At 72.5% G+C, this 23,920-nt stretch carries 24 protein-coding genes and 3 tRNA genes; 13 read left to right on the top strand and 14 right to left on the bottom strand.

Features of this window, described 5'->3' with window-relative positions; translation table 11 throughout:
- Position 1: 1 nt before the first annotated feature.
- Both OG509_RS18615 and OG509_RS18610 read right to left on the bottom strand, forming a co-directional pair.
- A complete protein-coding gene (locus tag OG509_RS18615; protein WP_406183602.1) occupies positions 2–3,442 on the bottom strand; it encodes a PAS domain-containing protein in 3,441 nt (1,146 codons plus the stop codon).
- Between the two features lie 119 nt (positions 3,443–3,561).
- The gene (locus tag OG509_RS18610) at positions 3,562–3,999 is read right to left on the bottom strand and encodes an SSI family serine proteinase inhibitor (protein WP_406183601.1); all 438 of its coding nucleotides are present in this window, start codon (positions 3,997–3,999) and stop codon (positions 3,562–3,564) included.
- Positions 4,000–4,220: 221 nt separating this feature from the next.
- Between OG509_RS18610 and OG509_RS18605 the strand changes: the two genes are divergently transcribed.
- The 3 genes from OG509_RS18605 (at position 4,221) to OG509_RS18595 (ending at position 5,190) form a co-directional block, all read left to right on the top strand.
- Positions 4,221–4,311: transfer RNA gene (locus OG509_RS18605), tRNA-Ser, on the top strand.
- Between the two features lie 252 nt (positions 4,312–4,563).
- Positions 4,564–4,636 (top strand) — tRNA-Arg (locus OG509_RS18600).
- Positions 4,637–4,824: 188 nt separating this feature from the next.
- The gene (locus OG509_RS18595) at positions 4,825–5,190 is read left to right on the top strand and encodes a PH domain-containing protein (RefSeq protein ID WP_053692457.1); all 366 of its coding nucleotides are present in this window, start codon (positions 4,825–4,827) and stop codon (positions 5,188–5,190) included.
- Between the two features lie 5 nt (positions 5,191–5,195).
- Here the strand turns inward: OG509_RS18595 and OG509_RS18590 are convergent, their stop codons facing one another.
- Entirely contained in the window at positions 5,196–6,107 is a 912-nt protein-coding gene (locus OG509_RS18590) for an SMP-30/gluconolactonase/LRE family protein (protein ID WP_406183600.1), read from the bottom strand.
- 109 nt (positions 6,108–6,216) lie between these two features.
- Between OG509_RS18590 and OG509_RS18585 the strand changes: the two genes are divergently transcribed.
- From OG509_RS18585 to OG509_RS18545, 9 genes are all read left to right on the top strand, one after another.
- Positions 6,217–6,651, top strand: coding sequence for an Lrp/AsnC family transcriptional regulator (locus OG509_RS18585; protein ID WP_053692458.1), 435 nt, complete (start codon positions 6,217–6,219; stop codon positions 6,649–6,651).
- Complete coding sequence (locus tag OG509_RS18580; RefSeq protein WP_406183599.1) at positions 6,648–7,529, top strand: DUF2797 domain-containing protein; 882 nt, start codon at positions 6,648–6,650, stop codon at positions 7,527–7,529. The genes OG509_RS18585 and OG509_RS18580 overlap by 4 nt, the downstream gene beginning before the upstream one ends.
- A gap of 84 nt (positions 7,530–7,613) precedes the next feature.
- On the top strand, positions 7,614–7,952 hold the full coding sequence (locus OG509_RS18575) for an antibiotic biosynthesis monooxygenase family protein (RefSeq protein ID WP_403739268.1): 339 nt from the start codon (positions 7,614–7,616) through the stop codon (positions 7,950–7,952).
- The gene (locus OG509_RS18570; protein ID WP_406183598.1) at positions 7,936–8,814 is read left to right on the top strand and encodes an amidohydrolase family protein; all 879 of its coding nucleotides are present in this window, start codon (positions 7,936–7,938) and stop codon (positions 8,812–8,814) included. The genes OG509_RS18575 and OG509_RS18570 overlap by 17 nt, the downstream gene beginning before the upstream one ends.
- A gap of 86 nt (positions 8,815–8,900) precedes the next feature.
- Entirely contained in the window at positions 8,901–9,668 is a 768-nt protein-coding gene (locus tag OG509_RS18565; protein ID WP_030160256.1) for a response regulator transcription factor, read from the top strand.
- An 11-nt stretch (positions 9,669–9,679) separates the two neighbouring features.
- Positions 9,680–11,302, top strand: a complete 1,623-nt coding sequence (locus OG509_RS18560) for a sensor histidine kinase (protein WP_406187621.1) — start codon at positions 9,680–9,682, stop codon at positions 11,300–11,302.
- A 25-nt stretch (positions 11,303–11,327) separates the two neighbouring features.
- On the top strand, positions 11,328–12,596 hold the full coding sequence (locus tag OG509_RS18555; RefSeq protein ID WP_406183597.1) for a glycosyltransferase: 1,269 nt from the start codon (positions 11,328–11,330) through the stop codon (positions 12,594–12,596).
- Positions 12,593–14,836, top strand: coding sequence for an ArnT family glycosyltransferase (locus OG509_RS18550; RefSeq protein ID WP_406183596.1), 2,244 nt, complete (start codon positions 12,593–12,595; stop codon positions 14,834–14,836). The genes OG509_RS18555 and OG509_RS18550 overlap by 4 nt, the downstream gene beginning before the upstream one ends.
- A 90-nt stretch (positions 14,837–14,926) precedes the next feature.
- The gene (locus OG509_RS18545; protein WP_406183595.1) at positions 14,927–15,589 is read left to right on the top strand and encodes a TetR/AcrR family transcriptional regulator; all 663 of its coding nucleotides are present in this window, start codon (positions 14,927–14,929) and stop codon (positions 15,587–15,589) included.
- 93 nt (positions 15,590–15,682) lie between these two features.
- On the opposite strand, the gene OG509_RS18540 is transcribed toward OG509_RS18545, so the two are convergent.
- Both OG509_RS18540 and OG509_RS18535 read right to left on the bottom strand, forming a co-directional pair.
- Complete coding sequence (locus OG509_RS18540) at positions 15,683–17,359, bottom strand: MDR family MFS transporter (protein ID WP_406183594.1); 1,677 nt, start codon at positions 17,357–17,359, stop codon at positions 15,683–15,685.
- Between the two features lie 13 nt (positions 17,360–17,372).
- Positions 17,373–17,825: a MarR family winged helix-turn-helix transcriptional regulator gene (locus tag OG509_RS18535; protein WP_406187620.1), complete on the bottom strand. Its 453-nt coding sequence runs from the start codon at positions 17,823–17,825 to the stop codon at positions 17,373–17,375.
- 178 nt (positions 17,826–18,003) lie between these two features.
- Here OG509_RS18535 and OG509_RS18530 point away from each other — a divergent pair, with 178 nt between their 5' ends.
- Complete coding sequence (locus OG509_RS18530) at positions 18,004–18,237, top strand: hypothetical protein (RefSeq protein WP_385586838.1); 234 nt, start codon at positions 18,004–18,006, stop codon at positions 18,235–18,237.
- Positions 18,238–18,243: 6 nt separating this feature from the next.
- Here the strand turns inward: OG509_RS18530 and OG509_RS18525 are convergent, their stop codons facing one another.
- From OG509_RS18525 to OG509_RS18485, 9 genes are all read right to left on the bottom strand, one after another.
- On the bottom strand, positions 18,244–18,480 hold the full coding sequence (locus OG509_RS18525) for a hypothetical protein (protein WP_406183593.1): 237 nt from the start codon (positions 18,478–18,480) through the stop codon (positions 18,244–18,246).
- Positions 18,481–19,016: 536 nt separating this feature from the next.
- Complete coding sequence (locus OG509_RS18520) at positions 19,017–19,883, bottom strand: RNA polymerase sigma factor SigF (RefSeq protein ID WP_053692469.1); 867 nt, start codon at positions 19,881–19,883, stop codon at positions 19,017–19,019.
- Positions 19,884–20,103: 220 nt separating this feature from the next.
- A complete protein-coding gene (locus OG509_RS18515) occupies positions 20,104–20,946 on the bottom strand; it encodes an RNA polymerase sigma factor SigF (RefSeq protein WP_406183592.1) in 843 nt (280 codons plus the stop codon).
- Between the two features lie 220 nt (positions 20,947–21,166).
- Positions 21,167–21,328, bottom strand: coding sequence for a hypothetical protein (locus tag OG509_RS18510; RefSeq protein WP_159046037.1), 162 nt, complete (start codon positions 21,326–21,328; stop codon positions 21,167–21,169).
- A gap of 373 nt (positions 21,329–21,701) precedes the next feature.
- Complete coding sequence (locus OG509_RS18505; RefSeq protein WP_403739296.1) at positions 21,702–21,989, bottom strand: hypothetical protein; 288 nt, start codon at positions 21,987–21,989, stop codon at positions 21,702–21,704.
- A gap of 150 nt (positions 21,990–22,139) precedes the next feature.
- Positions 22,140–22,224: transfer RNA gene (locus OG509_RS18500), tRNA-Ser, on the bottom strand.
- A gap of 57 nt (positions 22,225–22,281) precedes the next feature.
- Positions 22,282–22,773 (bottom strand): tRNA adenosine(34) deaminase TadA, encoded by a 492-nt coding sequence (gene tadA / locus OG509_RS18495; RefSeq protein ID WP_134073040.1) that lies wholly within the window; start codon positions 22,771–22,773, stop codon positions 22,282–22,284.
- The gene (locus OG509_RS18490; RefSeq protein ID WP_406183591.1) at positions 22,773–23,318 is read right to left on the bottom strand and encodes a hypothetical protein; all 546 of its coding nucleotides are present in this window, start codon (positions 23,316–23,318) and stop codon (positions 22,773–22,775) included. Before OG509_RS18490 ends, tadA begins: the two co-directional genes overlap by 1 nt.
- A gap of 347 nt (positions 23,319–23,665) precedes the next feature.
- The gene (locus tag OG509_RS18485; protein WP_387283583.1) at positions 23,666–23,860 is read right to left on the bottom strand and encodes a hypothetical protein; all 195 of its coding nucleotides are present in this window, start codon (positions 23,858–23,860) and stop codon (positions 23,666–23,668) included.
- Positions 23,861–23,920 lie beyond the last annotated feature (60 nt).

Here is a 23,920-nt window from a genome sequence, read left to right as displayed (position 1 = left end):
ACTAGTTCGTGCCGATCTTGGCGAGCAGATCCACGATGCGGCCCTGGACGTCCGCCGTGGTGGCCCGCTCGGCGAGGAAGAGCACGCTCTCCCCGGAGGCCAGCCGCGGCAGTTCGGCCGGGTCGATCCCCGTGGCCGTGTAGACCACCAGCGGGGTCCGGTTGAGCTGCCCGTTGGCACGCAGCCAGTCCACGATCCCGGCCCGCCGGCGCCTGACCTGCATGAGGTCCATGACCACCAGGTTGGGCCGCATCCGCGTCGCCAGCTCCACCGCGTCGGTGTCCGCGCCCGCCCGTGCGACCTGGAGGCCGCGCCGTTCCAGGGCGGCCGTCAGCGCCGTCGCGATCTCGTCGCGCTCCTCGATCAGCAGCACCCGGGAAGGGTGCTGCTCGCTGTCGCGCGGCGCGAGCGCCTTGAGGAGGACGGCCGGGTCGGCCCCGTACGCCGCCTCGCGCGTGGCGTGCCCCAGCCCGGCCGTGACCAGTACGGGGACCTCGGCGGCCACCGCGGCCTGGCGCAGGGACTGCAGGGCGGTCCGGGTGATCGGCCCCGTCAGCGGGTCCACGAACAGCGCGGCGGGGAACGCGGCGATCTGCGCGTCCACCTCCTCGCGGGAGTGCACGATCACAGGGCGGTAGCCGCGGTCGCTGAGCGCCTGCTGGGTCTGTACATCGGGCGCCGGCCACACCAGCAGGCGGCGCGGGTTGTCCAGGGGCTCCGGAGGCAGCTCGTCGTCCACGGGCAGCGGTACGGGCCGGTTGACGACCTCGACGGCGCCCCCGGGCCCGTCCAGGGGCTCGGGGCCCTCGTCGGCGCCCGCCTCGGGGGCTCCTATCGCGAACGCCCGTCCCTGGGGCGCGGGCTCGGCGAGCCGGCGACGGCGGCCGGAGCCGCCCGTACCGCCCGCGCCGTTGGTGGATCCGGAGTCGATGGAGATGCCCTGGCCGAGGGTGCCGAGGGCGCGCACGCTGATCGGCTGTGCGGCCTCCGCCGGGGCGTCCTGGGGCTGCCGGGCCCCGGGCACGGCAGCCGGGCCGGCGGCTTCCTCGTCCTCGGGAGCGGTTCGGGCCGCCGGGACCGGCCAGGCCGGAGTGGCGGGCAGCCCACGCCGCCGACCGGTCGGCGGTACGGGCTCCTCGGCGGCCGCGGCCGGCTGCGCGTCGGGGTCCGCGGGCTCGGCAGCGGGCGCACCCAGGACCCGGCGCCCGCGCCGCCCGGCCGGGGCATCGCCCTCGGCCTCACCGGGAGCGGGGGCCGGACCGGCCATGGCGGGGCTCTGCGCGGGGGCCGCAGTCGGGGCCGGGGTCGGGCCGGCGGGCAGCGCGAAGCCGCCCTCGGGGGCGATGGGCCGTACGGGGGCCTGCGGGGCGGCGGCCGGAGCCGGGCCGAGGCCCTTCGCGGGTACGGGACCGCCGGGTTGCGGCGCGGCGGCCGCACCCAGCGCACGCCGCCGCCCGGCGGGATGCTCGGTCACCGGAACCGGCGGCACGGCGGACATCGGCGGTACGGCGGACATCGGCGGTACGGGCGGCACCGGCGCGCCCGGCGGCACCGGGGCCGCACCGGGACCGCGACCGGATCCGGGAGGCCCCTGCGGCACCGGCGGGAGTGCGGGCATGGCGGTCCCCTGCGGGGGCACGGGCCGGCCGGGGCCGCCCTCGCCGCTGCCCGTTCCGCTGCCGTCGCCGTCGCGGCCGCGCCGGCGCCCGGTGCCCAGGCCCGCCGGGTTCACCGGGGACTGCGCGAGCTCGGGAGCCGCGGCGTCGACGGCACCGGCCTCGCCCGCCCGCCGTCGCCCGGAAGGCAGCGCCAGCGCGCTCCCGCCCTCGGCGGGGCCGTTCGCCTTCGCCTCCTCGGCCGTGTCCTCCAGGAACGCGTCCACACCGCGCCGGGCCCGCCGGCCGGCGGGGCCCTTGCCCGCGCCCTCGGCGGCCGCCGGCTCCTTCGCGGGCTCGGGCTCGGGCTTCGGCTCCGGCAGCGTCACCGTTCCGGCTCCCGCGCCCAGCGGCAGCTCCAGTACGTACGCACCGCCGGGCGCGCCCGGCACCTCCACCGTCTGCAGCACACCCCCGTGCGCGGCCACGACGCCCCGCACGATCGGCTCGTGCACCGGGTTGCCGCCCTCGTACGGTCCGCGCACCTCGATCCGTACGACGTCGCCCCGCTGCGCGGCGGCCACGACGATCGTCGAGTCGCTGTACCCGCTGCCCTGGCGGGTCTTGCCGGTGGCGTCCACCCCGGCGACGTCCGCGACCAGGTGTGCGAGGGCGCCCGCGATCCGCTCGGCGTCCACCTCGGCCTCGATGGTCGGCGCGTGGACGGCGAACTGCACGCGGCCCGGGCCGATCAGCTCGACGGCGCCGTCGATGCCGGCCGCGACGACCCCGTCGATCAGGACCTTCTTCTTCTTGAGCTTCTCGGTGCCGGCGTCGAGCCGCTGGAAGCCGAGCACGTTGTCGACCAGCGCGGTCATCCGGGAGTATCCGGCGGCCAGGTGGTGCAGCAGCTGGTTGGCCTCGGGCCACAGCTGTCCCGCGTCGTCGGCGGCCAGCGTGGCCAGCTCCCCGCGCAGCTCTTCCAGGGGCCCGCGCAGGGACTCGCCGAGGACGGCCAGCAGCTGGGCGTGTCGGGCGGCCAGGGCGTCGTAGGGCCGCCGGTCGGTGAAGGTCATGACGGCGCCGACGAGCAGCTCTCCGTCCCGTACGGGCGAGGTGGTCAGGTCGACGGAGACGGGCTGCCCCGCCTTGTTCCACAGCACCTGGCCGCGCACCCGGTGCTTGCGGCCGCTGCGCAGGGTGTCGGCGAGCGGGGATTCCTCGAAGGGGAACGGCGAGCCGTCGGCGCGCGAGTGCTGGATCAGCCCGTGCAGCTCCCGGTTGCCGAGGTCGGTGGCGCGGTACCCGAGGATCTGGGCGGCGGCCGGGTTGACGAGGACGACCCGTCCGTCGGTGTCCGTGCCGACGACGCCCTCGGCGGCGGCCCGAAGGATCATCTCGGTCTGCCGCTGCGAGCGGGCCAGCTCGGCCTCGGTGTCCACCGTCTCGGAGAGGTCGCGTACGACGAGCATCAGCAGCTCGTCACCCGTGTACGCGGGCTGCGGCTCGCGGTAGGCGTCGCGGCCGTCGAGATGGGCCGCGGTGACCTCGACGGGGAACTCGGTGCCGTCGGTGCGGCGCGCGACCATCCGCTTGGGCTTGGCCCGGCCGCCCTCGTCCTCGCCGGGCCGGCGCATGGAGCCGGGGATCAGCTTGGAGTCGAACTCGGGGAGGAGGTCCAGCACGCCGCGGCCGACGAGCCCGGTGCCGGGGCTCTCCATGACCTCGAGGGCGATCGAATTCGCGTTGACGACCGTGCCGTTGGCGTTGACGAGCAACAGCGCGTCCGGAAGAGCGTCGAGTATTGCTGCGAGGCGAGCAGCGCCTCGGGATGGCCTGCTGCTCACGACGAGCTTCCTCCCTGACCACAACTACCGGCATGTCACGGGAGGAGTCTAAGGGCACGGCCCCGGCCTGAGGTGGCGGATGTTCGGTGGATACCGTGCATCCTTCGCATCCTCCCAGGTCAGGAGCGCCCACCCGGAAGCACAGGTTCCAGGTTGTTCCAGCGGGTGATCTCGCATCCGTTGGTCCGTTGGAACGTCGCGTCCACCCTGTGGCCTTGCCAGGTTCCGGTGATGTGCGCGGTGGCCGGGCCGCCGTCCTGCATGGTGCAGATCTCCCGTTTGGCGGCGGGGGCGAAGGGGTACTTGTCCTGCTTCGCGAGGGCGTCGAGCCGGTCGCAGGCCCGTTCCGCCTCGGGGTGGTTCCCGCCGACCGGGTTGCACTCCAGCAGGTACTCGCCGTTCGCCCGGGGGTTGCCGGTGGCGGACACGGTGATGGTGAGGCGGTCGGGCGTGGCGAGCAGCCGGCTCAGCGGTGTCAGCGGGGGCAGCGGCCCGGCGGCCGTGGCCGCCGAGGCGGCCAGGGCGGAGGTGACGGCGAAGGCGGCGAGACGCAGCATGGGCACTCCAGGTCGTCCGTACGTCGTACGCCTGACCAACGACGCGCGCCCGCCGACGTTGCGTACGGGCGGGCGTACGGACGCCTGCGTGGGAAGGGGCGTGCCGGGAGGCTTAAGGCTTTGCTCTGGTGGCGGCTGTCCTTGTACCGTGGGAGCGGATTGGTGAGCGGCCCGGTGGCTGTGTCATCATCTGCACGCACCTTCGTACGCGAGGGTGTGCTGGAGGCGTCGCCTAGTCCGGTCTATGGCGCCGCACTGCTAATGCGGTTTGGGTCTTAAAGCCCATCGAGGGTTCAAATCCCTCCGCCTCCGCACCTGCCGAAGCCCCGGTCCTCACGGACCGGGGCTTCGGTGCGTTCCGGGGTCTTGCTTTGACGCCTTCCGGCCATGGCGAGCTGCGCCCCAACCCCGCCCCGACATCCGTGCGAACCCATTCAGATGATCTTCGTCTGGGGCGTTTTCGCAGGTCAGGCGTGGTTTGGCTAATGGATTTCGCGTCCCGCCGAGGTCCATGTATTGTTGTTCTCGCAAGGCCAGCGGGGCGCAAAACCCCGGGAAGCCCAAGCACTCGTAGCTTAACGGATAGAGCATCTGACTACGGATCAGAAGGTTGCAGGTTCGAATCCTGCCGAGTGCACAGCCGAAGAGGCCCCCCGGTTCACCGGGGGGCCTCTTGCGTTGTCCCGGTCCTTCTTGGTGGGGAGGGGGGTCTCGGGGATGTTCCGGGGTGGGGGTCGGTCCTGTGGGGGATGAGCGGCGGCCCGGGGGTGGATACGGTCCTCGGAGACGGTCCGGAACGGGTCGGGCCGCGAGAGGGGGACTGTCATGGGACTGTTCGGGAACGCGCACACGGTCGATCCGATGTCGGCGCAGCGGGACTACGCGCGGCTGCTCGGGCAGGGGGAGCAGGTGCATGCCGCGTACCTGTTGATACGCGACACGATCCTGTTCACCGACCGGCGGCTCGTGCTCGTCGACAAGCAGGGGCTCACGGGGAAGAAGGTGGAGTACCACTCCATCCCGTACCGGAGCATCACGCACTTCTCCGTGGAGACCGCCGGGCATTTCGATCTCGACGCCGAGCTCAAGATCTGGCTCTCCGGGAGCGCGGCGCCGATCGAGAAGACGTTCACCAAGGGTGTGGACATCTATGAGGTGCAGGCCATCCTGACCCAGTTCGTCGCCCGGTAGCAGGGTCACAGGACGCGGGGGAGGCCCGTGACCGAGAGGGTCAGGGCGTAGAGGGACGTGGTGGCGGTGATGAAGAGGCGGTTGTTCTTCGGGCCGCCGAAGGCGATGTTCGAGACCGGTTCGGGGACGCGGATGCGCCCGATCAGGGTGCCGTCCGGGGCGTAGCAGTGCACGCCGCTCTCCATCGCCGCCGCCCACAGGCGGCCCTCGTCGTCGAAGCGGATGTTGTCCACCCCGGGGCACTGCGTGAAGACGCGGTCGGATGTGAGGGTGCCGTCCGCGGACGCTTCGAAGGCGCGGATGTGGCCTGCGCGGGTGTCCGCCGCGTACAGCTCGCCCCCGTCCGGGGAGAAGACCACGCCGTTCGGGCCGAGGAACCCGTCCGCCGCGAGCCGCACCTCGCCGGTCGCCGGGTCGGCGCGGTAGAGGTTGCAGGCGCCGATCTCGCTCGGTGCGCGCAGGCCCTCGTAGTCGCTGGTGATGCCGAAGTCCGGGTCGGAGAACCAGATCGAGCCGTCCGAGCGCACCACCGCGTCGTTCGGGCTGTTGAGCCGCTTGCCGTCGAAGCGGTCGGCGATGACCGTGAGGGTGCCGTCCGGTTCGGTGCGGGTGACGCGCCGGTTGCCCTGCTCGCAGGTGATCAGGCGGCCTTCGCGGTCCAGGGTGTTGCCGTTCGGGTGGCCGGCCGGGGACCGGAAGACGGAGACCGCGCCGGTCTCCTCGTCCCAGCGCAGCATCCGGTCGTTGGGGATGTCGCTCCACACGAGCTGCCGCCAGGCCGGTAGGTACAGCGGGCCCTCCGCCCAGCGGCAGTCGTCGTGGAGCCGTTCGAGCCGCATGTCGCCGTTGGCGCAGCGGCCGGTGCGGAATCGTTCGTCCAGGATCTCGTACAGGCTGAGGTCGGCTATGGATGACATTCTTCCCCCTGCTGAGTTACGTGCCGAATGTGGTTCGGTCTTCTGATGACATTGCAGGATCCTGTACCGTCAGCGCAAGGGATTCCAGGGGATGTGGGAGGAAGATCGCGTGGACGACATCGACCGGGCGCTCGTCCTGCGCTTGCAGCAGGACGCGGGCCAGTCGTACGCCGCCCTCGGCGCCGCCGTGGGGCTGTCGGCCGGGGCCACCCACGAGCGCGTACGCAAGCTGCGCGAGCGCGGGGTCATCAGGCGCACCACGGTCGAGGTGGATCCCGCGGCCGTCGGGAGCGGGGTGCTCGCCTACGTGATGGTCGACTCCAACGCCTGGATGGGGGATTCGAAGGCGGCCTTCGAGGCGATCGCCGAGATCCAGGAGGCGCACATCATCGCGGGGAGCGCCTCGGTCCTGGTGAAGGTGCGCACGGCCACGACCGGGCAGCTCCAGGACGTCCTGCGCCGCCTCTACGCCATCGACGGCGTCAGCGGTACGCACGCCACCGTCGTGCTGGACACCTTCTTCGAGCGGCCCCTCCCGCTGTGACCTGGCGGTGCACCGGGATCCGGTGGCATGACGGCCTCCCCGCCATCGGGTGGTGCGCCGAGGGACGCGGTGAGCGCAGCAGCCCGCTCGTCTACGGGCAGCGGCTGGCGTTCGCGGCCCGCGGGGAGCGGCACTGCCTCGGTGTGCGGCGGGCCGGGAAGCGGACCCCGTGCCCCACGGGCGCGACCGTGCCCGGCCGGGCCGCGAACGCCCAGTGTCCCGAATGCGCCCGCCTGGACCGGTCGTTCTCGGTGGCCGCCGACACCAACGCCGCCGATCCGCGCACCTATCGCGTCTACCTGGCCTGGTTCGGGCCAGAGATGGTCAAGGTCGGCATCACCGCCGAGGAGCGCGGCCCGGCCCGGCTGCTGGAGCAGGGGGCGGTGACCTGGACCTGGCTGGGGCGGGGGCCGCTGATGGCCACCCGCCGTACCGAGGAGCTGCTGCGGGCCGCCCTCGGGGTGCCGGACCGGATCGCGTACGCGCGCAAGCGCGCCGTACGGGGGCACCTGCCGGCGGCGGCCGACCGGGCCCGGGAGGTCGCCGAGCTGCACGCCCGGGCCGCGGCCCTGCCGGGGTGGCCGGAGTCGCTGGAGCGGCTGGAGTGCGAAACCGCCGATCACGCCGGGCCGTTCGGGCTGGACGGGCTGCCCGCCCCCGCGCGGGTGGTCACCGCGATGGTCCCCGGCGGGGCCGTCGTGGGCCGGCTCGCCGGCGCGGCCGGTCCCGATCTCCACTTCGAGGACGGGCTCGTGGTGGACACCCGGCTGCTCGCCGGCTGGGAGCTCACCGCCCCCGCCGCGGATGACACGACCGCCGTGCCCGTCGCCGAACTGCCGCCGCTCGCCGCCCCCGGCGGGCAGGACGGGCTGTTCTGACCAAGGTCAAAACTTGGATCCCTTTGGGCTCCCGGGCCCCTTTCCGGTGGACATGCCGGGGGCCAGCCGCCGAGGGTGGTGGGCATGAGCATCCAGCCCGTACCCGCTTTCGAACCGCCGTACGTGATGGCGGTTTTCAGCAACGTCCGCACCCCTGACGACACCGGATACCCGGAAGTCCTCGACCGGATGAACGAGATCGTGACCGCCAACCCGGGCTTCCTCGGCTACGAGTCCGCCCGCACCCCCGGCGGCCTCGGCATCACCGTCGCCTATTTCCGCGACCACGAGTCGCTCACCGAGTGGCGGCAGGACCTGGAGCACCAGGCGGCCATGAAGAAGGGCCGCGCCGACTGGTACGAGAGCTACACCCTGCACGTCGCGACCGTCGAGCGGAGCCACGGCTTTGCCCGCAACGGCTGACGCGGTCCGCGCCTTCCGCGAGCGGCTCGGGCTGCCCGGACTGGTCGACGTCCACACGCACTTCATGCCGGAGCGGGTCCTGGCGAAGGTGTGGGACTACTTCGACGCGTTCGGACCGCTGAACGGCGTCGAGTGGCCCATCACCTACCGGCACGAGGAGGAGCAGCGGGTCGCGCTCCTGCGGGAGTTCGGGGTCCGGGCCTTCACGTCCATGCTCTACCCGCACAAGCCGGCGATGGCCGCCTGGCTCAACTCCTGGTCCGCCGACTTCGCCGCCCGTACCCCCGACTGCCTGCACACCGCGACCTTCTTCCCCGAGGACGGGGCCGAGGCCTACGTACGGCAGGCCGTCGAGGCCGGGGCCCGGGTCTTCAAGGCGCACCTGCAGGTCGGCGGGTACGACCCGAACGACGACCGGCTCGACCCGGTCTGGGGGCTGCTCGCCGAGACGGGCATCCCGACCGTGATCCACTGCGGGTCGGGGCCGGTCCCGGCCAAGCACACCGGCCCCGAGCCGGTCGCCCGGCTGCTGGCCCGCCACCCCCGGCTGCCCTTGATCATCGCGCACATGGGCATGCCCGAGTACGCCGACTTCCTGGACCTCGCCGACCGGTACGCCGCGGTGCGCCTCGACACCACCATGGCCTTCACCGACTTCTCCGAGCGGTTCCGCGGCTTCCCGCAGGCAGAGCTCGGGCGGCTCGCGGACCTCGGCGACCGGATCCTGCTCGGCACCGATTTCCCGAACATCCCCTACCCGTACGAGCACCAGCTGGAGGCCCTGGAACGGCTCGGCCTCGGCGACGACTGGCTGCGCGCGGTCTGCCACGACAACGGAGCCCGGCTGTTCCACCTGGTCTGAGGGCCGGCCGGGGGCGCCCGGGGTTTCTCAGGGAATTCACAGGTAGGGACAAGAACGCTCTCAGAGGCCGCGGCCAGCGTGGTCGCATGACTGCGACGACCACCTCCCATGCGTCCACGTCCACCAGCAACCCGACGGCCCTCGTCCGGCCCGACGGCGGCCCCTGCCGGGTGCTCGTCGTCGACGACGAGGCCTCGCTCTCGGAGCTGCTCTCCATGGCCCTGCGCTACGAGGGCTGCGAAGTCCGCAGCGCGGGCGACGGGGCCGGCGCGGTCCGGGCCGCGCGGGAGTTCCGGCCGGACGTCGTGGTCCTCGACATCATGCTGCCCGACATGGACGGACTCGCCGTCCTCGGACAGCTGCGCCGGGAGATCCCGCAGCTTCCGGTGCTCTTCCTGACCGCCAAGGACTCCGTCGAGGACCGCATCGCGGGCCTGACGGCGGGCGGCGACGACTACGTGACCAAGCCGTTCAGCCTGGAGGAGGTCGTGGCCCGGCTGCGCGGCCTGGTCCGCCGCTCGGGCGCGGCGCAGGCCGCCCGCGGGGGATCCGTCCTGGCCGTCGGCGATCTGCGGCTCGACGAGGACAGCCACGAGGTGTCCCGGGGCGGCCGGGAGATCCACCTGACCGCCACGGAGTTCGAGCTGCTGCGCTACCTGATGCGCAACCCGCGGCGCGTGCTGAGCAAGGCGCAGATCCTGGACCGGGTGTGGTCGTACGACTTCGGCGGCCAGGCCAACGTCGTCGAGCTGTACATCTCCTACCTGCGGCGCAAGCTGGAGAGCGGCCCCGGCCTCCCGTCGATGATCCACACCCGGCGCGGCGCCGGCTACCTGATCAAGCCGGCCGAGTAGTGGCCCTCCGCCTGCCCCGGCCGGTTCGCGCCTTCCGCCCACCCCGCCTCTTCCGCCCGGTCCGCACCTGGTCCCTGCGGGCCCGGCTCGTCGTCTCGGCGGTGGCGCTGATCGCCGTGGTGGGCACGGCCATCGGAGCCGTCACCACCCTCGCGCTGCGCTCGTACCTGGTCGACAAGCTCGACGACCAGCTGAGGGTCTCCGTCGAGATGGGCACCCGCAAGCCCCTCGGGGAGAAGGCGATCCGCGACAAGGACGACAAGTTCGTCCTGGCCCCCGGGTCCCCGCTGGGCGCCGCCGGGATCCGGCTCCTCGCCGACGGCACGGTCGCCAGCACGGCACGCAGCGCCGCCATCGGCGGGCCCGGGTACGACCACATCCAGCGCCTGACCGCGGCCCAGACCGCGGCTCTGGCCCGAGCCGGCGGCGAGGCCGCTGCACACCGGATGCCCGGCCCCGTGAACCTGGACCTGCCGGACCTCGGCGCGTACCGGGTGCTCACCGCCCCGGACGGGAGCCTCGTCCTCGGCTTCCCGCTCGCCGAGGTCGATTCCACCGTGAGCACGCTGATCGCCGTGGAGGTCTTCGTCACCCTCGCCGGACTGATCGCGGCCTCCCTCGCCGGACAGGCCCTGGTCGGGGTCGCCCTGCGCCCGCTGCGCCGGGTGGCGGCCACCGCGACCCGCGTCTCCGAACTCCCCCTGCACAGCGGCGAACCCGCTCTCCACGAGCGGGTCCCGGAGGCCGAGGCCGACCCCCGTACCGAGGTGGGCCAGGTCGGCGCCGCCCTCAACCGGATGCTGGGGCACGTCTCCTCCGCCCTCATGGCCCGCCAGCAGAGCGAGACCCGGGTCCGGCAGTTCGTCGCGGACGCCAGCCACGAACTGCGCACTCCCCTCGCCTCCATCCGCGGGTACGCCGAACTGACCCGCCGGGGACGGGAGGAGCCCGGTCCCGACACCCGGCACGCCCTGGGCCGCATCGAGTCCGAGGCGACCCGGATGACCGGACTCGTCGAGGACCTGCTGCTGCTCGCCCGGCTCGACGCCGGCCGCCCGCTCAGCTCGGCCGACACCGACCTCGCCCCGCTCGTCGTCGACGCCGTCAGCGATGCCCGGGTCGCCGGACCCGAGCATCACTGGCGCCTTGAGCTGCCCGACGAGCCCGCGCCCATCCGCGCCGACCCGGCCCGGATCCAGCAGGTCCTGGTCAACCTGCTCGCCAACGCCCGCACGCACACCCCGCCCGGCACCACCGTGACCGCCCATGTTTCACGTGAAACATCCGCCGTCCGGCTGCGGATCGAGGACGACGGGCCCGGTATCCCGCCCGCCCTGCTCCCCCACGTCTTCGAACGGTTCGCCCGCGGCGACGCCTCCCGCTCCCGGGCCGCGGGCTCCACCGGCCTGGGGCTGGCCATCGTGGAGGCCGTAGTGACGGCGCACGGCGGACAGGTGGACGTTCAGAGCGAGCCGGGGCGCACCCGCTTCGAGGTCCTGCTCCCGCTCGCCCCGGACCAGCCCCCGCAGACGGGCCCCCGGTCGGCCCCCCGGAGGGACTCACAGGCGGACTCGCCGACGGACTCACAGCCGGGGCACTCACAGACGGGGCACAGGCTCACCACACAGCGGTGACAGCCCGGCCGGAGAGAGTCGGTCCATGCGAACCGACACCTCCTCCGGCGCCCTTCCGGCACGGGCGCACCTCGCGCCCGTGCCCGGCGAGCCCGTACTCGACGTGGTGATCCCGGTCTTCAACGAGGAGAAGGACCTCGGCCCGTGCGTGCGCCGACTCCACGACCACCTCACCCGTACGTTCCCGTACCCGTTCCGCATCACGATCGCCGACAACGCGAGCACCGACCGCACCCCCGAGGTCGCGGCCGCCCTCGCCGCCGCCGTCGACGGCGTACGCAGCACCCGGCTGGAGGAGAAAGGCCGCGGCCGCGCCCTGCGGACCGTCTGGTCCCGCTCCGAGGCGCCCGTCCTCGCGTACATGGACGTGGACCTGTCCACCGACCTCAACGCGCTGCTGCCGCTGGTCGCCCCGCTCATCTCCGGGCACTCCGACCTCGCCATCGGCACCCGCCTCGCCCGCTCCTCGCGCGTGGTGCGCGGTGCCAAGCGGGAGTTCGTCTCCCGCGCCTACAACCTGCTCCTGCGCTCCTCCCTCGCCGCCCGCTTCAGCGATGCCCAGTGCGGGTTCAAGGCCATCCGGCGGGAGGTCGCGGAGCGGCTGCTGCCACTGGTGGAGGACTCGGGCTGGTTCTTCGACACCGAACTGCTGGTGCTCGCCGAACGGGCCGGGCTGCGGATCCACGAGGTGCCGGTGGACTGGGTGGACGACCCTGACTCCACCGTCCACATCGTCAGCACCGCCACCGAGGACCTCAAGGGCATGTGGCGGGTGGGCCGGGCCCTGGCCGTCGGCGCACTGCCGCTCGACCGGCTCGCCCGCCCCTTCGGCGACGACCCGCGCGACCGTAGCGCCCTGCCCGGAGTGCCGCGCGGGCTGGCCCGCCAGCTCCTCGGCTTCTGCGTCATCGGGGTGCTGTCCACGCTCGCCTACCTCGCCCTGTACTCCCTCTTCAGGCTGGGCGCCGGACCGCAGCTCGCCAATGCCGGCGCCCTGCTGGTCTCCGCCGTCGCCAACACGGCCGCCAACCGGCGGCTCACCTTCGGGGTCCGCGGCCGCGACCGGGCCGTGCGCCACCAGGCCCAGGGCCTCGTCGTGTTCGGCGTCGGACTGGCCCTGACCAGCGGATCGCTCGCCGCCCTCGGCGCCGCCACCGCCGACCCCTCCCACAGCACCGAACTGGCCGTACTGATCACGGCCAACCTCGCCGCGACCGTGCTGAGGTTCCTGCTCTTCCGCGCCTGGGTCTTCCCCGAGCGGCGAGCCATTCCCGCGAAGGACGACACCCGATGACCACCGCCGTACCACCCATGGACTCCCCGTTCCCCGAACGGGCCCCGACCGCCCCGACCGACCCGACCGCTCAGAGCGCCACGGCCGGAGCCAGTGCCGCGACCGCAGGGCGCCCCCGCTGGGAGCGGCCCGCGTACGTGGCGCTCCTGCTGGCCACCGCCGTCCTGCTGCTGTGGAACCTGGGAGCCAACGGCTACGCCAACTCCTTCTACTCCGCCGCCGTCCAGGCGGGCAGCGAGAGCTGGAAGGCCTTCTTCTTCGGCTCCTCCGACGCCGGGAACTCCATCACCGTCGACAAGCCCCCGGCCGCCCTGTGGCCCATGGCCCTGTCCGTCCGGCTGTTCGGGCTCGGCGGCTGGCAGATCCTCGTCCCGCAGGCCCTGATGGGCGTCGGCACCACCGCCGTGCTCTACGCCGCCGTGCGCCGCCACTTCGGGCCCGCGGCCGCGCTGCTCAGCGGCACGGTCTTCGCGCTCACCCCGGTCGCCGCGCTGATGTTCCGCTTCAACAACCCGGACGCGCTGCTCACCCTGCTGCTGACCGTCACCGTCTACTGCGTCCTGCGCGCCCTCGACGGCGCCCACACCAAGTGGCTCGTCTGGGCGGGCGTCGCGGTCGGCTTCGCCTTCCTGACCAAGACCCTCCAGGCCTTCGTCATCCTGCCGCCCCTCGCCCTCGTGTACGCGGTCTGCGCGCCGACCCGGCTGCGCCGCCGACTCGGTCAACTGCTGCTCGCCGGAGCCGCCATGGTCGTGGCCGGCGGCTGGTGGGTGGCGATCGTGGAACTCTGGCCCGCGTCCTCCCGCCCGTACATCGGCGGCTCGCAGAACAACTCCTTCCTGGAGCTCACCCTCGGCTACAACGGCCTCGGCCGGATCAACGGCAACGAGACCGGCAGCGTCGGCGGAGGTGCCCGCCCCGGTGGCGGCGGAGGCGGCGGGGGCTGGGGAGAGACCGGCATCGACCGGCTGTTCTCGGCCAACATCGGCGGACAGATCTCCTGGCTGCTTCCGGCGGCCCTCGTCATGCTCGTCGCCGGACTCGTGATCACCTGGCGGGCCCGCCGGGCCGCCGACTCCCTGGAGGGCATGGCCCGGGCGGCGTTCCTGGTGTGGGGCGGCGCCCTGCTGATCACGGCGCTCGTCTTCAGCTACATGCAGGGCATCTTCCACGAGTACTACACCGTGGCGCTGGCGCCGTTCGTGGCCGCGCTGGTCGGCATGGGCGCGGCCATGCTCTGGGAGGAGCGGGGCAGCAAGGCCGCCGCGCTCACCCTGTCCGGCACCCTCGCCCTGACCGCGTGGTGGTCGTACGTCCTGCTCGGCCGGTCCACCGGATACCTGCCGTGGCTGCGCTGGACCGTCCTCGTGGCCGGCCTCCTCGCGGCCGCCGGGCTGCTGCTCGGCGCCCGGCTCGGCCGCCGGTTCGCGCTGGGCGCGGCGGGGCTCGGGCTGGCGGCCGCGCTGGCCGGTCCGCTCGCGTACTGCCTGACGACGGTGGACTCCACGCGCGGCGGGTCGATCGTGACGGCCGGGCCCGCGGTCGCGGGCGGCCGGGGCGGCATGGGCATGGGCATGCGCTTCGGCGGCGGTGAACTCCCGCCGGGCATGGCCCCGCAGGGTGCGCAGCAGGGCGGCCCGCAGCAGGGGCAGCAGGGCGGCGGCCAGCAGGGCGGCGGCCAGCAGGGCGGGCCCCGGCAGTTCCCCGGCGGCCAGGGCTTCCCCGGAGGCCAGGGCGGCCAGGGGGCCGTCGGTGGGCGCGGTGCACGCGGGACGGAGAACTCCGCGGGCGGCCCCGGTGGCGGCGGCTTCGGCGGCCTGCTGGGCGGTACGAAGGCCAGTAAGGAGGCCACGGCGGCCCTGCGCGAGGACGCGGGGAAGTACACCTGGGCGGCAGCCGCCGTCGGCGCGCAGAACGCGGCGAGCTACCAGCTGGCCTCGGGCGAGCCGGTGATGCCGATCGGCGGGTTCAACGGCAGCGACCCGTCCCCGACGCTGGCCCGGTTCCAGGAGTACGTACGCTCCGGCAAGATCCACTACTTCATCGGCGAGGGCGCCCGCGCCGGCGGCGAGGGGCAGACCGGACAGGCCGCGCGCGGCGGCCAGGGCGGAGGCCCGGGCGGCGGCACCAGCAGCGCCATCACGAGCTGGATCCAGGCCAACTACCGGTCCACGACGGTCGGTGGCGCCACCCTCTACGACCTGACCGCCCCCCTGAACGGCACGTCCGCCCCGTCCTGAACCTGCCGAAACGCGAGAGGCACCCTCTAGCATCAAGTGGGCGGACCGGGCATTCCGGGCTGATCCAGCTGTTGTGAGGAGGGTGCCTCCATGGTGACCGCGGCCGATCCCGGCGATATCCGGACCAGCGTGTGGCTGGCTCCCGGGCACTCCGCACCCGCCAGGCGCCGCAGTGAGGCGCCCTCCGGCCTCGACCGGGACCGGATCACCGGAGCCACCGTCCGGCTGCTCGATGCCGAGGGGCTGGCCCGGTTCTCGATGCGGCGGCTCGCGGCCGGGCTCGGGGTCACCGCGATGTCCCTGTACTGGTACGTCGACACCAAGCACGATCTGCTCGAACTCGCCCTGGACCGGGCCCTGGGCGAGCTCCCGCTGCCCCGCACCGCCCCGGCCGAGCCGGTCGCCCCGGTAGCTCCGGTCCACGAGGGCTGGGCCGGCCGGCTGCGGTCGCTGGCCTGCGGCTACCGGCGGCTGCTGGCGGAGCACCCGTGGGTGGCGCCGCTGACCGCCGCGTACCCGAACATCGGCCCGCATGCGCGGGCCTTCGACTCCGCCCTGCAGAGGGTGCTCGACGCCACGGGTCTGGCGGGTGGCTGCCGGACCGGCGCGCACCTGGCGGTGTCGCAGTTCCTGCACGGCTGCGGGGGCGCCGCCCGGCGGGCGCCCGACGGGGACTTCGTGCTCGCGCTCGACGTCCTGATCGCGGGCATCGAGGCGCAGGCCGCCGCCCGGCCGGCCCGGCCGGGGGCGTAGAAAACCCCCGCCGGGAGCCGCTCCCCGGGGGAGGGGCAGCCCGGCGGGGGTCTGCGGGTACCGCGCGGTGTCGCTATCGCGCTGAAGCCGCCGCTATTCGGCCGGGGCCGTCGCCACGGATGCCGACGACGTCGGAGCGGATGCCGAAGCCGTCGGGGCGTGGGCGGCCGGCTTGGACTTCAGCGCGACCTCCTTGATGAACACCACCAGGACGAGCGCGAGCAGCGCGAACGGCGCCGCGTAGAGGAAGACGTCACCGACGCCGTGCCCGTACGCGGACTCGACGACCGTGCGGAACGGCGCGGGCAGCTTGTCGAGATCGGGGATCCCGCCGCCGGCGGTGCCGCCGTGCCCCATCGCCGCCGCCTTCGGGCCGAGTGCGGCCAGCCCGTCCTTGACGTAGTGGGTGACCCGGTTGGCCATGACCGCGCCGAGCGCCGAGACGCCCATGGCGCCGCCGAGCGAGCGGAAGAAGGTGACGACCGAGCTGGCCGAGCCCAGGTCCTCGGGGGCCACCTGGTTCTGCGTGGCGAGGACGAGGTTCTGCATCATCATGCCGAGACCGAGGCCGGTCAGCGCCATGTAGATCGCGATGTGCCAGTACGGGGTGTCGTACCGCAGGGTGCCCAGCAGTCCGAGGCCGGCCGTCAGGAGGACGCCGCCGGAGACGAGCCAGGCCTTCCACTTGCCGGTCTTGGTGATCACCTGACCGGAAACCGTGGAGGAGACGAAGAGCCCGCCGATCATCGGAATCGTGAGGATTCCGGACATCGTGGGGGACTCGTTGCGGGCCAACTGGAAGAACTGGCTGAAAAACACCGTGCCGGAGAACATCGCGATGCCGACGAACAGCGAGGCGGCCGAGGCGAGGGTGATGGTCTTGTTGCGGAACAGGCGCAGCGGGATGATCGGGTCGCTCGCCTTGGACTCGACGAGGATGAAGAGCAGGCCGAGTACGAGGGCGCCGCCGGTCATCGCCGCGGTGGTCCAGGACACCCAGTCGTACGAGTCGCCGGCCTGCGTGACCCAGATCAGGAGCAGGGACACGGCCCCGCTGATCAGGAACGCGCCGAGCCAGTCGACCTTGACGTCGCGGCGGACGACCGGGAGGTGCAGGGTCCGCTGGAGGACGATCAGGGCGATGATCGCGAACGGCACGCCGACGTAGAAGCACCAGCGCCAGCCGAGCCACGAGGTGTCGGTGATGACACCGCCGAGCAGCGGGCCGCCGACGGTGGCGACGGCGAACACCGCGCCGAGGTAGCCGCTGTACCGGCCGCGCTCGCGCGGCGAGATCATCGCGGCCATCACGATCTGGGCGAGGGCGGAGAGGCCGCCGACGCCGATGCCCTGGACGACGCGACAGGCGATCAGCATGCCGGTGTTCTGGGACAGGCCCGCGACCACCGAGCCGAGGACGTAGATCACCAGGGATATCTGGACCAGCAGCTTCTTGCTGAAGAGGTCGGACAGCTTGCCCCAGAGCGGGGTCGCGGCGGTCATCGACAGCAGGGCGGCCGTGACGACCCAGGTGTACGAGGACTGCGTGCCGCCGAGGTCGCTGATGATCTGGGGCAGGGCGTTGGAGACGATCGTGGAGGACAGGATCGCCACGAACATGCCGAGCATCAGCCCGGACAGCGCCTTCATGATCTGCGGGTGGGTCATGGGGGCGGGGGAGCCGGAGCCGGAGCCGGGGGTGGACGCGGGGTCGGACGTGGTCTCCGACCGGCTGCCTCCCTGCACACCGGTGGGTGCGGTGGTCGCCATGTGTTTCCTTTGTCTAGAAGCTCGATCGGAGCCGGGTCAGCAAGGTGTTGAGTACGTCGATGTCGTGCGGGGACCAGTCGGCCAGTGCCTTTTCCAGCGCGTCGGTGTAGCGGGCGCCGAGTTCGGCGAGGAGGGCGTGGCCGGCCGGGGTGAGCCGCAGGATGCGGCAGCGGCCGTCGCCGGGGTCGATGTCGCGGGTGATCCACCCGCGGTCGGCGACGTGGGCCACGTGGCGGCTGGTCACCGAGATGTCGATGGCCATGAGGTCGGCGAGGCGGCTGAGCCGCATTTCGCCGTGGCGGTCGAGCAGGGTGAGGACGGCGGCCGAGCCGGGAGGGCAGTCCGGGGGGAGCCGGCGGGCCAGGTCGCGTTTGACGGCGCCGATGCCGGTGAGCTGGCGGGCCAGCTCCTCGTAGCGGCTGGTGGGGGTGTGCGCCGCGTGCGGCGCCGGTGGTGCAGGTGTCACAGGTGACGCAGGTGCTGCGGGTGGCGCTTGCAGCGTCTGGGCTTCGGCGGTCATGGGGCTCCCTCCCCTCCTCATGTTGTTGCTTAGGGCAACCATAGAAGCGATTGGTTGCTACAGGCAAATGAATAAGGGGGTGGGGGCGGTAAAGGAATCGGAAAACCCGCTAGGGTCCTGAGCCATGGCTGCGAACCACAACTCACAGGGACCCGAGGGCAACTACGACCCCGCGGGCAGCACTCAGATGTTCCGGGCGTTCGTCGAAGAGGCCGCGCCGGCCGGGCCGGGGCCGGTGGCTCCGGGGTCTCGGCGGCGGCAGGCCGCGCAGGGCTCGGGGTCGAAGACCGGGCTGTGGCTGGGGGTCGGGATCGCCGCCCTGGTGCTGATCGGGGTGGTGGCCTGGCTGGCCCTGTAGGGGCCCTTACCTCCAGGTCGCCGTGGCCTTCTGGGTTTCTACGTGCATGCCCAGGGGGACCCGCCAGGAGTCGACGCAGACCGTGTAGGTCTGCGTCTTCGCCGTGCCCCCGGGGATGGGGGCGGGGAGGGGCTGGGTCGTGGTGATCGTGGCCCAGTCGATGCCCAGCGCGCCGATGATGTGCGTCGAGAACGTGACCGTGCCGGAAGTGGCCGGTTTCGTTCCCGTGTTGGTGAACGCCACCGTGACCTTCTCGCACCAGCGGTCCGCCGCCTGGGTGCGCGTCGGCGGGCTCAGGGTCAGGCTCGCCGGAGCGCTCGGGGCTGTCGTCCCGGGTGCCGTCCCCGGTGCCGTCCCCGGTGTCGTCCCAGGGTCGGGTGCGGGGGGTCGTGGGGTGGGCGATGCCTGCGCCGGCGGGGGCTGGGGCGGCTGTGTGATCCCGGGCGGGGAGCTCGGGGATCCGCCTTGGGCGGAGGCCGCGGGGCTCCTCGGGTCCGGGGTACCGGGCGACGTAATCCTCGTCGGGGGAGGGGAGCCGTCGCTCAGCTGTTGGAGCTCCAGCGGTGACCGCGGCGCCACGTTGTCGCCCGCCCGGCGTTCCGGGCCCGGGGCCACGGCGCCCGCGGCCGCGTAGCCGTCTCGTGCCGGGCCGCCGCATCCCGTCAGGCATGCGGCGGCCAGAGAGCAGCACAGGGTGATGAGGGTGAGCGTTCGGCGGTCCACTCGCATCGCCGTAGTTTTACTGACCCTGCGTCAGGTGGGAACCCTCTTGCGCGCGGCTACTCGCCGATCAGGCCCACCCGCAGCTGCGCCAGCGTGCGCGTCAGCAGCCGGGAGACGTGCATCTGGGAGATGCCGACCTCCTCGCCGATCTGCGACTGCGTCATGTTCGCGAAGAACCGCAGCATGATGATCTGCCGTTCCCGGGGCGGGAGTTTGGCGAGCAGCGGCTTCAGCGACTCGCGGTACTCGACGCCCTCCAGCGCGGTGTCCTCGTACCCGAGCCGGTCCGCGAGCGAGCCCTCGCCGCCCTCGTCCTCGGGAGAGGGTGAGTCGAGCGAGGAGGCGGTGTACGCGTTGCCCACGGCGAGGCCGTCGACGACGTCCTCCTCCGACACCCCGAGTACGGCGGCCAGTTCCGGCACCGTAGGCGAGCGGTCGAGCTTCTGGGCGAGCTCGTCGCTGGCCTTGGTGAGGGCGAGGCGCAGCTCCTGGAGGCGGCGCGGGACGCGCACGGACCAGGAGGTGTCCCTAAAGAATCGTTTGATCTCGCCCACGACGGTCGGCATCGCGAACGTCGGGAACTCCACGCCGCGTTCGCAGTCGAACCGGTCGATCGCCTTGATCAGGCCGATCGTGCCGACCTGGACGATGTCCTCCATCGGCTCGTTGCGGCTGCGGAAGCGGGCGGCCGCGTACCGCACCAGCGGCAGGTTCAGCTCGATCAGGGTGTCGCGTACGTACGCCCGTTCGGGGCTGTCCGCGTCCAGGGCGGCAAGTCGCTGGAAGAGGGAGCGGGAGAGGGTGCGGGTGTCGATGGCTTCCGAGCGGACAGGCGCTGCAGGCACAACAGGCGCTGCAAGTGCTGCCGGCGCTTCGCTCTTTTCGAGCGTGAGCACCTTGGAGCTGCCCTGGTCTACGGACATGCCACCCCCTTGAGGTCGCGGACGGTCGCGTACGGCGCGCCCGTCGGAGGAACGCAGCCTCCACCTGAATACCGGAGGCGGGGCTGCGGCAAACGCGGTTCCAGCAGAATGTCACATGTCGGCAACACGCTGTAGCGCCAAGTCGACATATATCTCCAGCGACAGAGTGGAATGAGCCCATTCTGTGGGGAAACGGCGGAGCGGGCTCCACCCGTTCCAGCTACGCCTCGATCCTGTTTGCGGATCGGAGCCGGGCGAAGCTGCGGGCGAGCAGTCGCGAGACGTGCATCTGGGACACGCCGAGCTCCGCGCTGATCTGGGACTGCGTCAGATTGTTGTAGTACCGCAGGAGCAGGATCCTTTGTTCACGCTCGGGCAGCTGTACGAGGAGGTGGCGGACGAGGTCGCGGTGCTCGACCCCGGCCAGCTCCGGGTCCTCGTAGCCGAGGCGGTCCAGCAGCCCCGGCAGCCCGTCGCCCTCCTGGGCGGCCTCCAGCGAGGTGGCGTGGTAGCTGCGGCCGGCCTCGATGCAGGACAGCACCTCGTCCTCGGTGATCCGCAGCCGCTCGGCGATCTCGGGGGTGGTGGGCGTGCGCCCGTGCAGGGTGGTGAGGTCCTCGGTCGCCGCGTTCACCTGGACCCACAGCTCGTGGAGCCGGCGCGGCACGTGGACGGTGCGGACGTTGTCGCGGAAGTACCGCTTGATCTCGCCCACGACGGTGGGCATGGCGAAGGTCGGGAACTGCACCCCGCGGTCCGGGTCGAACCGGTCGATCGCGTTGATGAGGCCGATCGTGCCGACCTGGACCACGTCCTCCATCGGCTCGTTGCGGCTGCGGAAGCGGGCGGCCGCGTACCGGACGAGCGGAAGGTTCGCCTCGATGAGGGCCCCGCGCACCCGGTTGTGCTCGCTCGTACCCGGCTGAAGGCCCTTCAGCTGCCCGAACAGGACCTGGGTGAGAGCCCGGGTGTCCGCGCCCCGGCTCTGCGGTCTCGGGGGCGCTGGAGGCTCCTCAGGGGGCTCCTGCTGGGGTGGCACCTGAGGCGCAGTACTGGCCGGCACGGTCACGCCACCCCTTCATGTCAACTCATCCGTCAAAAGCGGTCATAGCATCACAAGACATGTGCACTGTGTGCAAGCACCGTATATCGCCGTGTTGAGGGCAAGTTGGGCATAATGGGGTGTTTTGGGTGAGGGTATTGCGGGGCGCGGGAACGCGAAAGCCCCCCACCCGTCGGAGTGGGGGGCCGGTCGTTTCGGAAGGCCGCGTCAGCGTACGGGTTCAGCGCACCAATTCGGTCATGAACGCGCCGATGCCGTGGGCCGCGTCCGATATCCCCTGGAAGCCTATTTTGACGATGTCGGCCGCCTTCACCGGCTGGGTGATGATCACGAAGAGCACGAACACGACGAGCCCACCCATGATCATCTTCTTGGTGTCCACGAGCGGTGTCGGCCTCCCCAACCGGTCCTGCAAAGTCCGGTGAGTCTATCCGTTTGTCTTCGGACACTCACCAGGCCTTTATGGACCAATGGCCCGGCGGTCCGGGTCCTTTGCCGCGGCCCGGGAGGGCGGGGGTGGCGCAGTATTGAAGACGAGCCCACCGGTTCTGGCAGGAAATCGGTGGGTGAGGGACAGGGCCTCACTGCGGGGTCCGGGCCGCAAGCTTCCCCCTGACTGCGGTTCGGACTGGCAGGTTCCGTCCTCGTCGGGGGAAGTGGCTTGTCCCCCCGATGCCACTTCCCCCGCCCGTACGTCGAAGGCCCCGACCCCTGGTCGGGGCCTTCTTCGGGTTCTGAGGCTCTTCCGGTTTCGGCTACTGGATGGCGCCGAGCAGGCCCAGGACGGGCTCCGCGGGGGCGATCACGGGTGCCAGGTCGTTCGGCAGCTCCGTCAGCCGGCCGAGCTTGTCCAGCTCGTTGAGCTTCCCGCCGATCTCCTGGACGGAACCGGGCGTGGCCCCCTGCGGCATGCCCGGGGCCGCCTGCGGCAGGTCCGGGAGGGTGATCGGGGCCATGGGGGCGGCGGAGGCGGCGGGAGCGGCGAGGCCCGCGGCGGCCCCCGCGAGGGCGAAGGCGGCGAGCATGCGCTGGGTCTTGGTCATGCCGTGACAACGGCCGAGCGGGCACCCGGTCACGCGGCCGTCATCCGTAAAGACGCGTCGGGGCGCGGCGGGGCGCGTCGGGACGCACCGAGGTGTGCCGGGAAAACGCCGAGAGCCCCGTCCCTTGCGGGGCGGGGCTCTCGAACGAAGCGGTAGTGGAGGGATTTGAACCCCCGATGGGTTGCCCCATACTCGCTTTCGAGGCGAGCTCCTTCGGCCACTCGGACACACTACCGAGATGGATCCTAGCCTAAGGATCGGCATCAAATGAAATCGGCCCCCGAGGGGTCCCTCAGCGGTCGCGGAAGAAGTCCGTCAGCTGCCGCGCGCACTCCTGCGCGAGCACGCCGCGGATCACCTCCGGGCGGTGGTTGAGCCTGCGGTCCCGTACGAGGTCCCAGAGCGACCCCGCGGCACCCGCCTTCTCGTCGTCGGCGCCGTAGACGACCCGGGCCACCCGCGACTGCACGAGCGCGCCCGCGCACATCACGCACGGCTCCAGGGTCACCACGAGGGTGCACCCCGGAAGCCGCCATTCCCCGAGCCGGGCGGCCGCCCGGCGCAGCGCCAGCACCTCCGCGTGCGCCGTGGGGTCGCCGGTGGCCTCGCGCTCGTTGTGCCCGGTGGCGAGGAGCTCCCCGTCCGGGCCCAGCACGACGGCGCCGACCGGCACGTCGCCGGCCGGCACCGCCCGGGCGGCCTCCTGGAGCGCCAGGCGCATGGAGTCCCGCCACGGGTCCCGTACGGGATCGGGGCCGTGCAAGGGGTGGTGCGTGGTGATCACTAGCGGACGGCCTCCAGCACCTCGGTGGCGCCGAGGGACTCGGCGATCTCCGAGAGGGCGTCCCCGTCGAGGGTCATCAGTTGTTTGTTGCTGACGCCGAGGTCGTCCAGCAGCCGGGGGTCGCCGAGCGGGCCGGCGGGTACCGGTTCCGCGCCGGGCGATTCCTCCTCGTCCTCGTCGTCGGCATCGGTGAACGCGGTGGTCGTGTCCTCCTCGCCGTCCTCGGTGCCGTCCAGGTCCAGTTCGTCGAGTTCGTCGTCCTCCTCGTCGCTGCCCAGCAGCTCGTCGGTCAGCATCGAGCCGTAGGAGCTGCGGGAGGCCGCGGAGGCGTTCGATACGTAGTACCGCGGGTCCTCCTCGCCGTCCACGCGGACGACGCCGAACCAGGCGTCCTCCTGCTCGATGAGGGCGACCACCGTGTCGTCGTCGACAGCGGCGGCACGGGCGAGATCGATCAGATCACTGAGGGACTCGACGTCGTCGAGTTCCATGTCGCTCGCTTCCCACCCGTCTTCGGTGCGCGCGAGCAGTGCGGCGAAATACACCGTGACTCTCCCACTGGTCATAGGCGTGCCGGTTGGAGGTCCCCCCGGCCGGAGGTGGGGAGGGTTGGAACGGCTGTCCTGCTCGCCGTTTCGTACCCCGCCCAATCGGCATCGTGGCAGAAAGCGCGGCTTTGCGAGAGGTCTTCGGCGCTTGCGTCGTTCCGCGCCGTGCGCTCAGCGGGTTGTACGGGGGCTGCCGCGGCGCGCTACGGCGGCCTCGCGGCACGCACGGGATCCCGGCCGGCTCCTCGGCGCGGCGCCCTCCGGTGCCTGCGAGCCGAGGGGGTGCCGGATGGTGCCCGGGTGCCGAGCAGGTGCCGTCCGGTGCCGGGGCTGCGGGCGGGCGGTCACCAGCGGAACGTGCGCATGCGCATCTGCTGGCGCATGCGGGCCGCGCGGGCGCGGCGTGGCTGGACGCGGTCGCGCAGGGCCTGCGCCTCCATCAGGTCGCGCAGGAACTGCGCGCGGCGCGCCCTGCGCTGCGCCGCGGTCTCCGGCTGCTGCGGCGCGTCGTTCTCTCGGCTCGGCTGCGTGTCGGGCATCCGCCACCACCCCGGCTGGTCCGGTCGTCCTCCTCCGCCGGCGCGAAGCAGACCCCCCGC

The sequence above is a fragment of the Streptomyces sp. NBC_01006 genome, from assembly GCF_045162725.1.
Taxonomy (GTDB): Bacteria; Actinomycetota; Actinomycetes; order Streptomycetales; family Streptomycetaceae; genus Streptomyces.
This window is presented reverse-complemented; position numbering and strand designations above follow the sequence as displayed.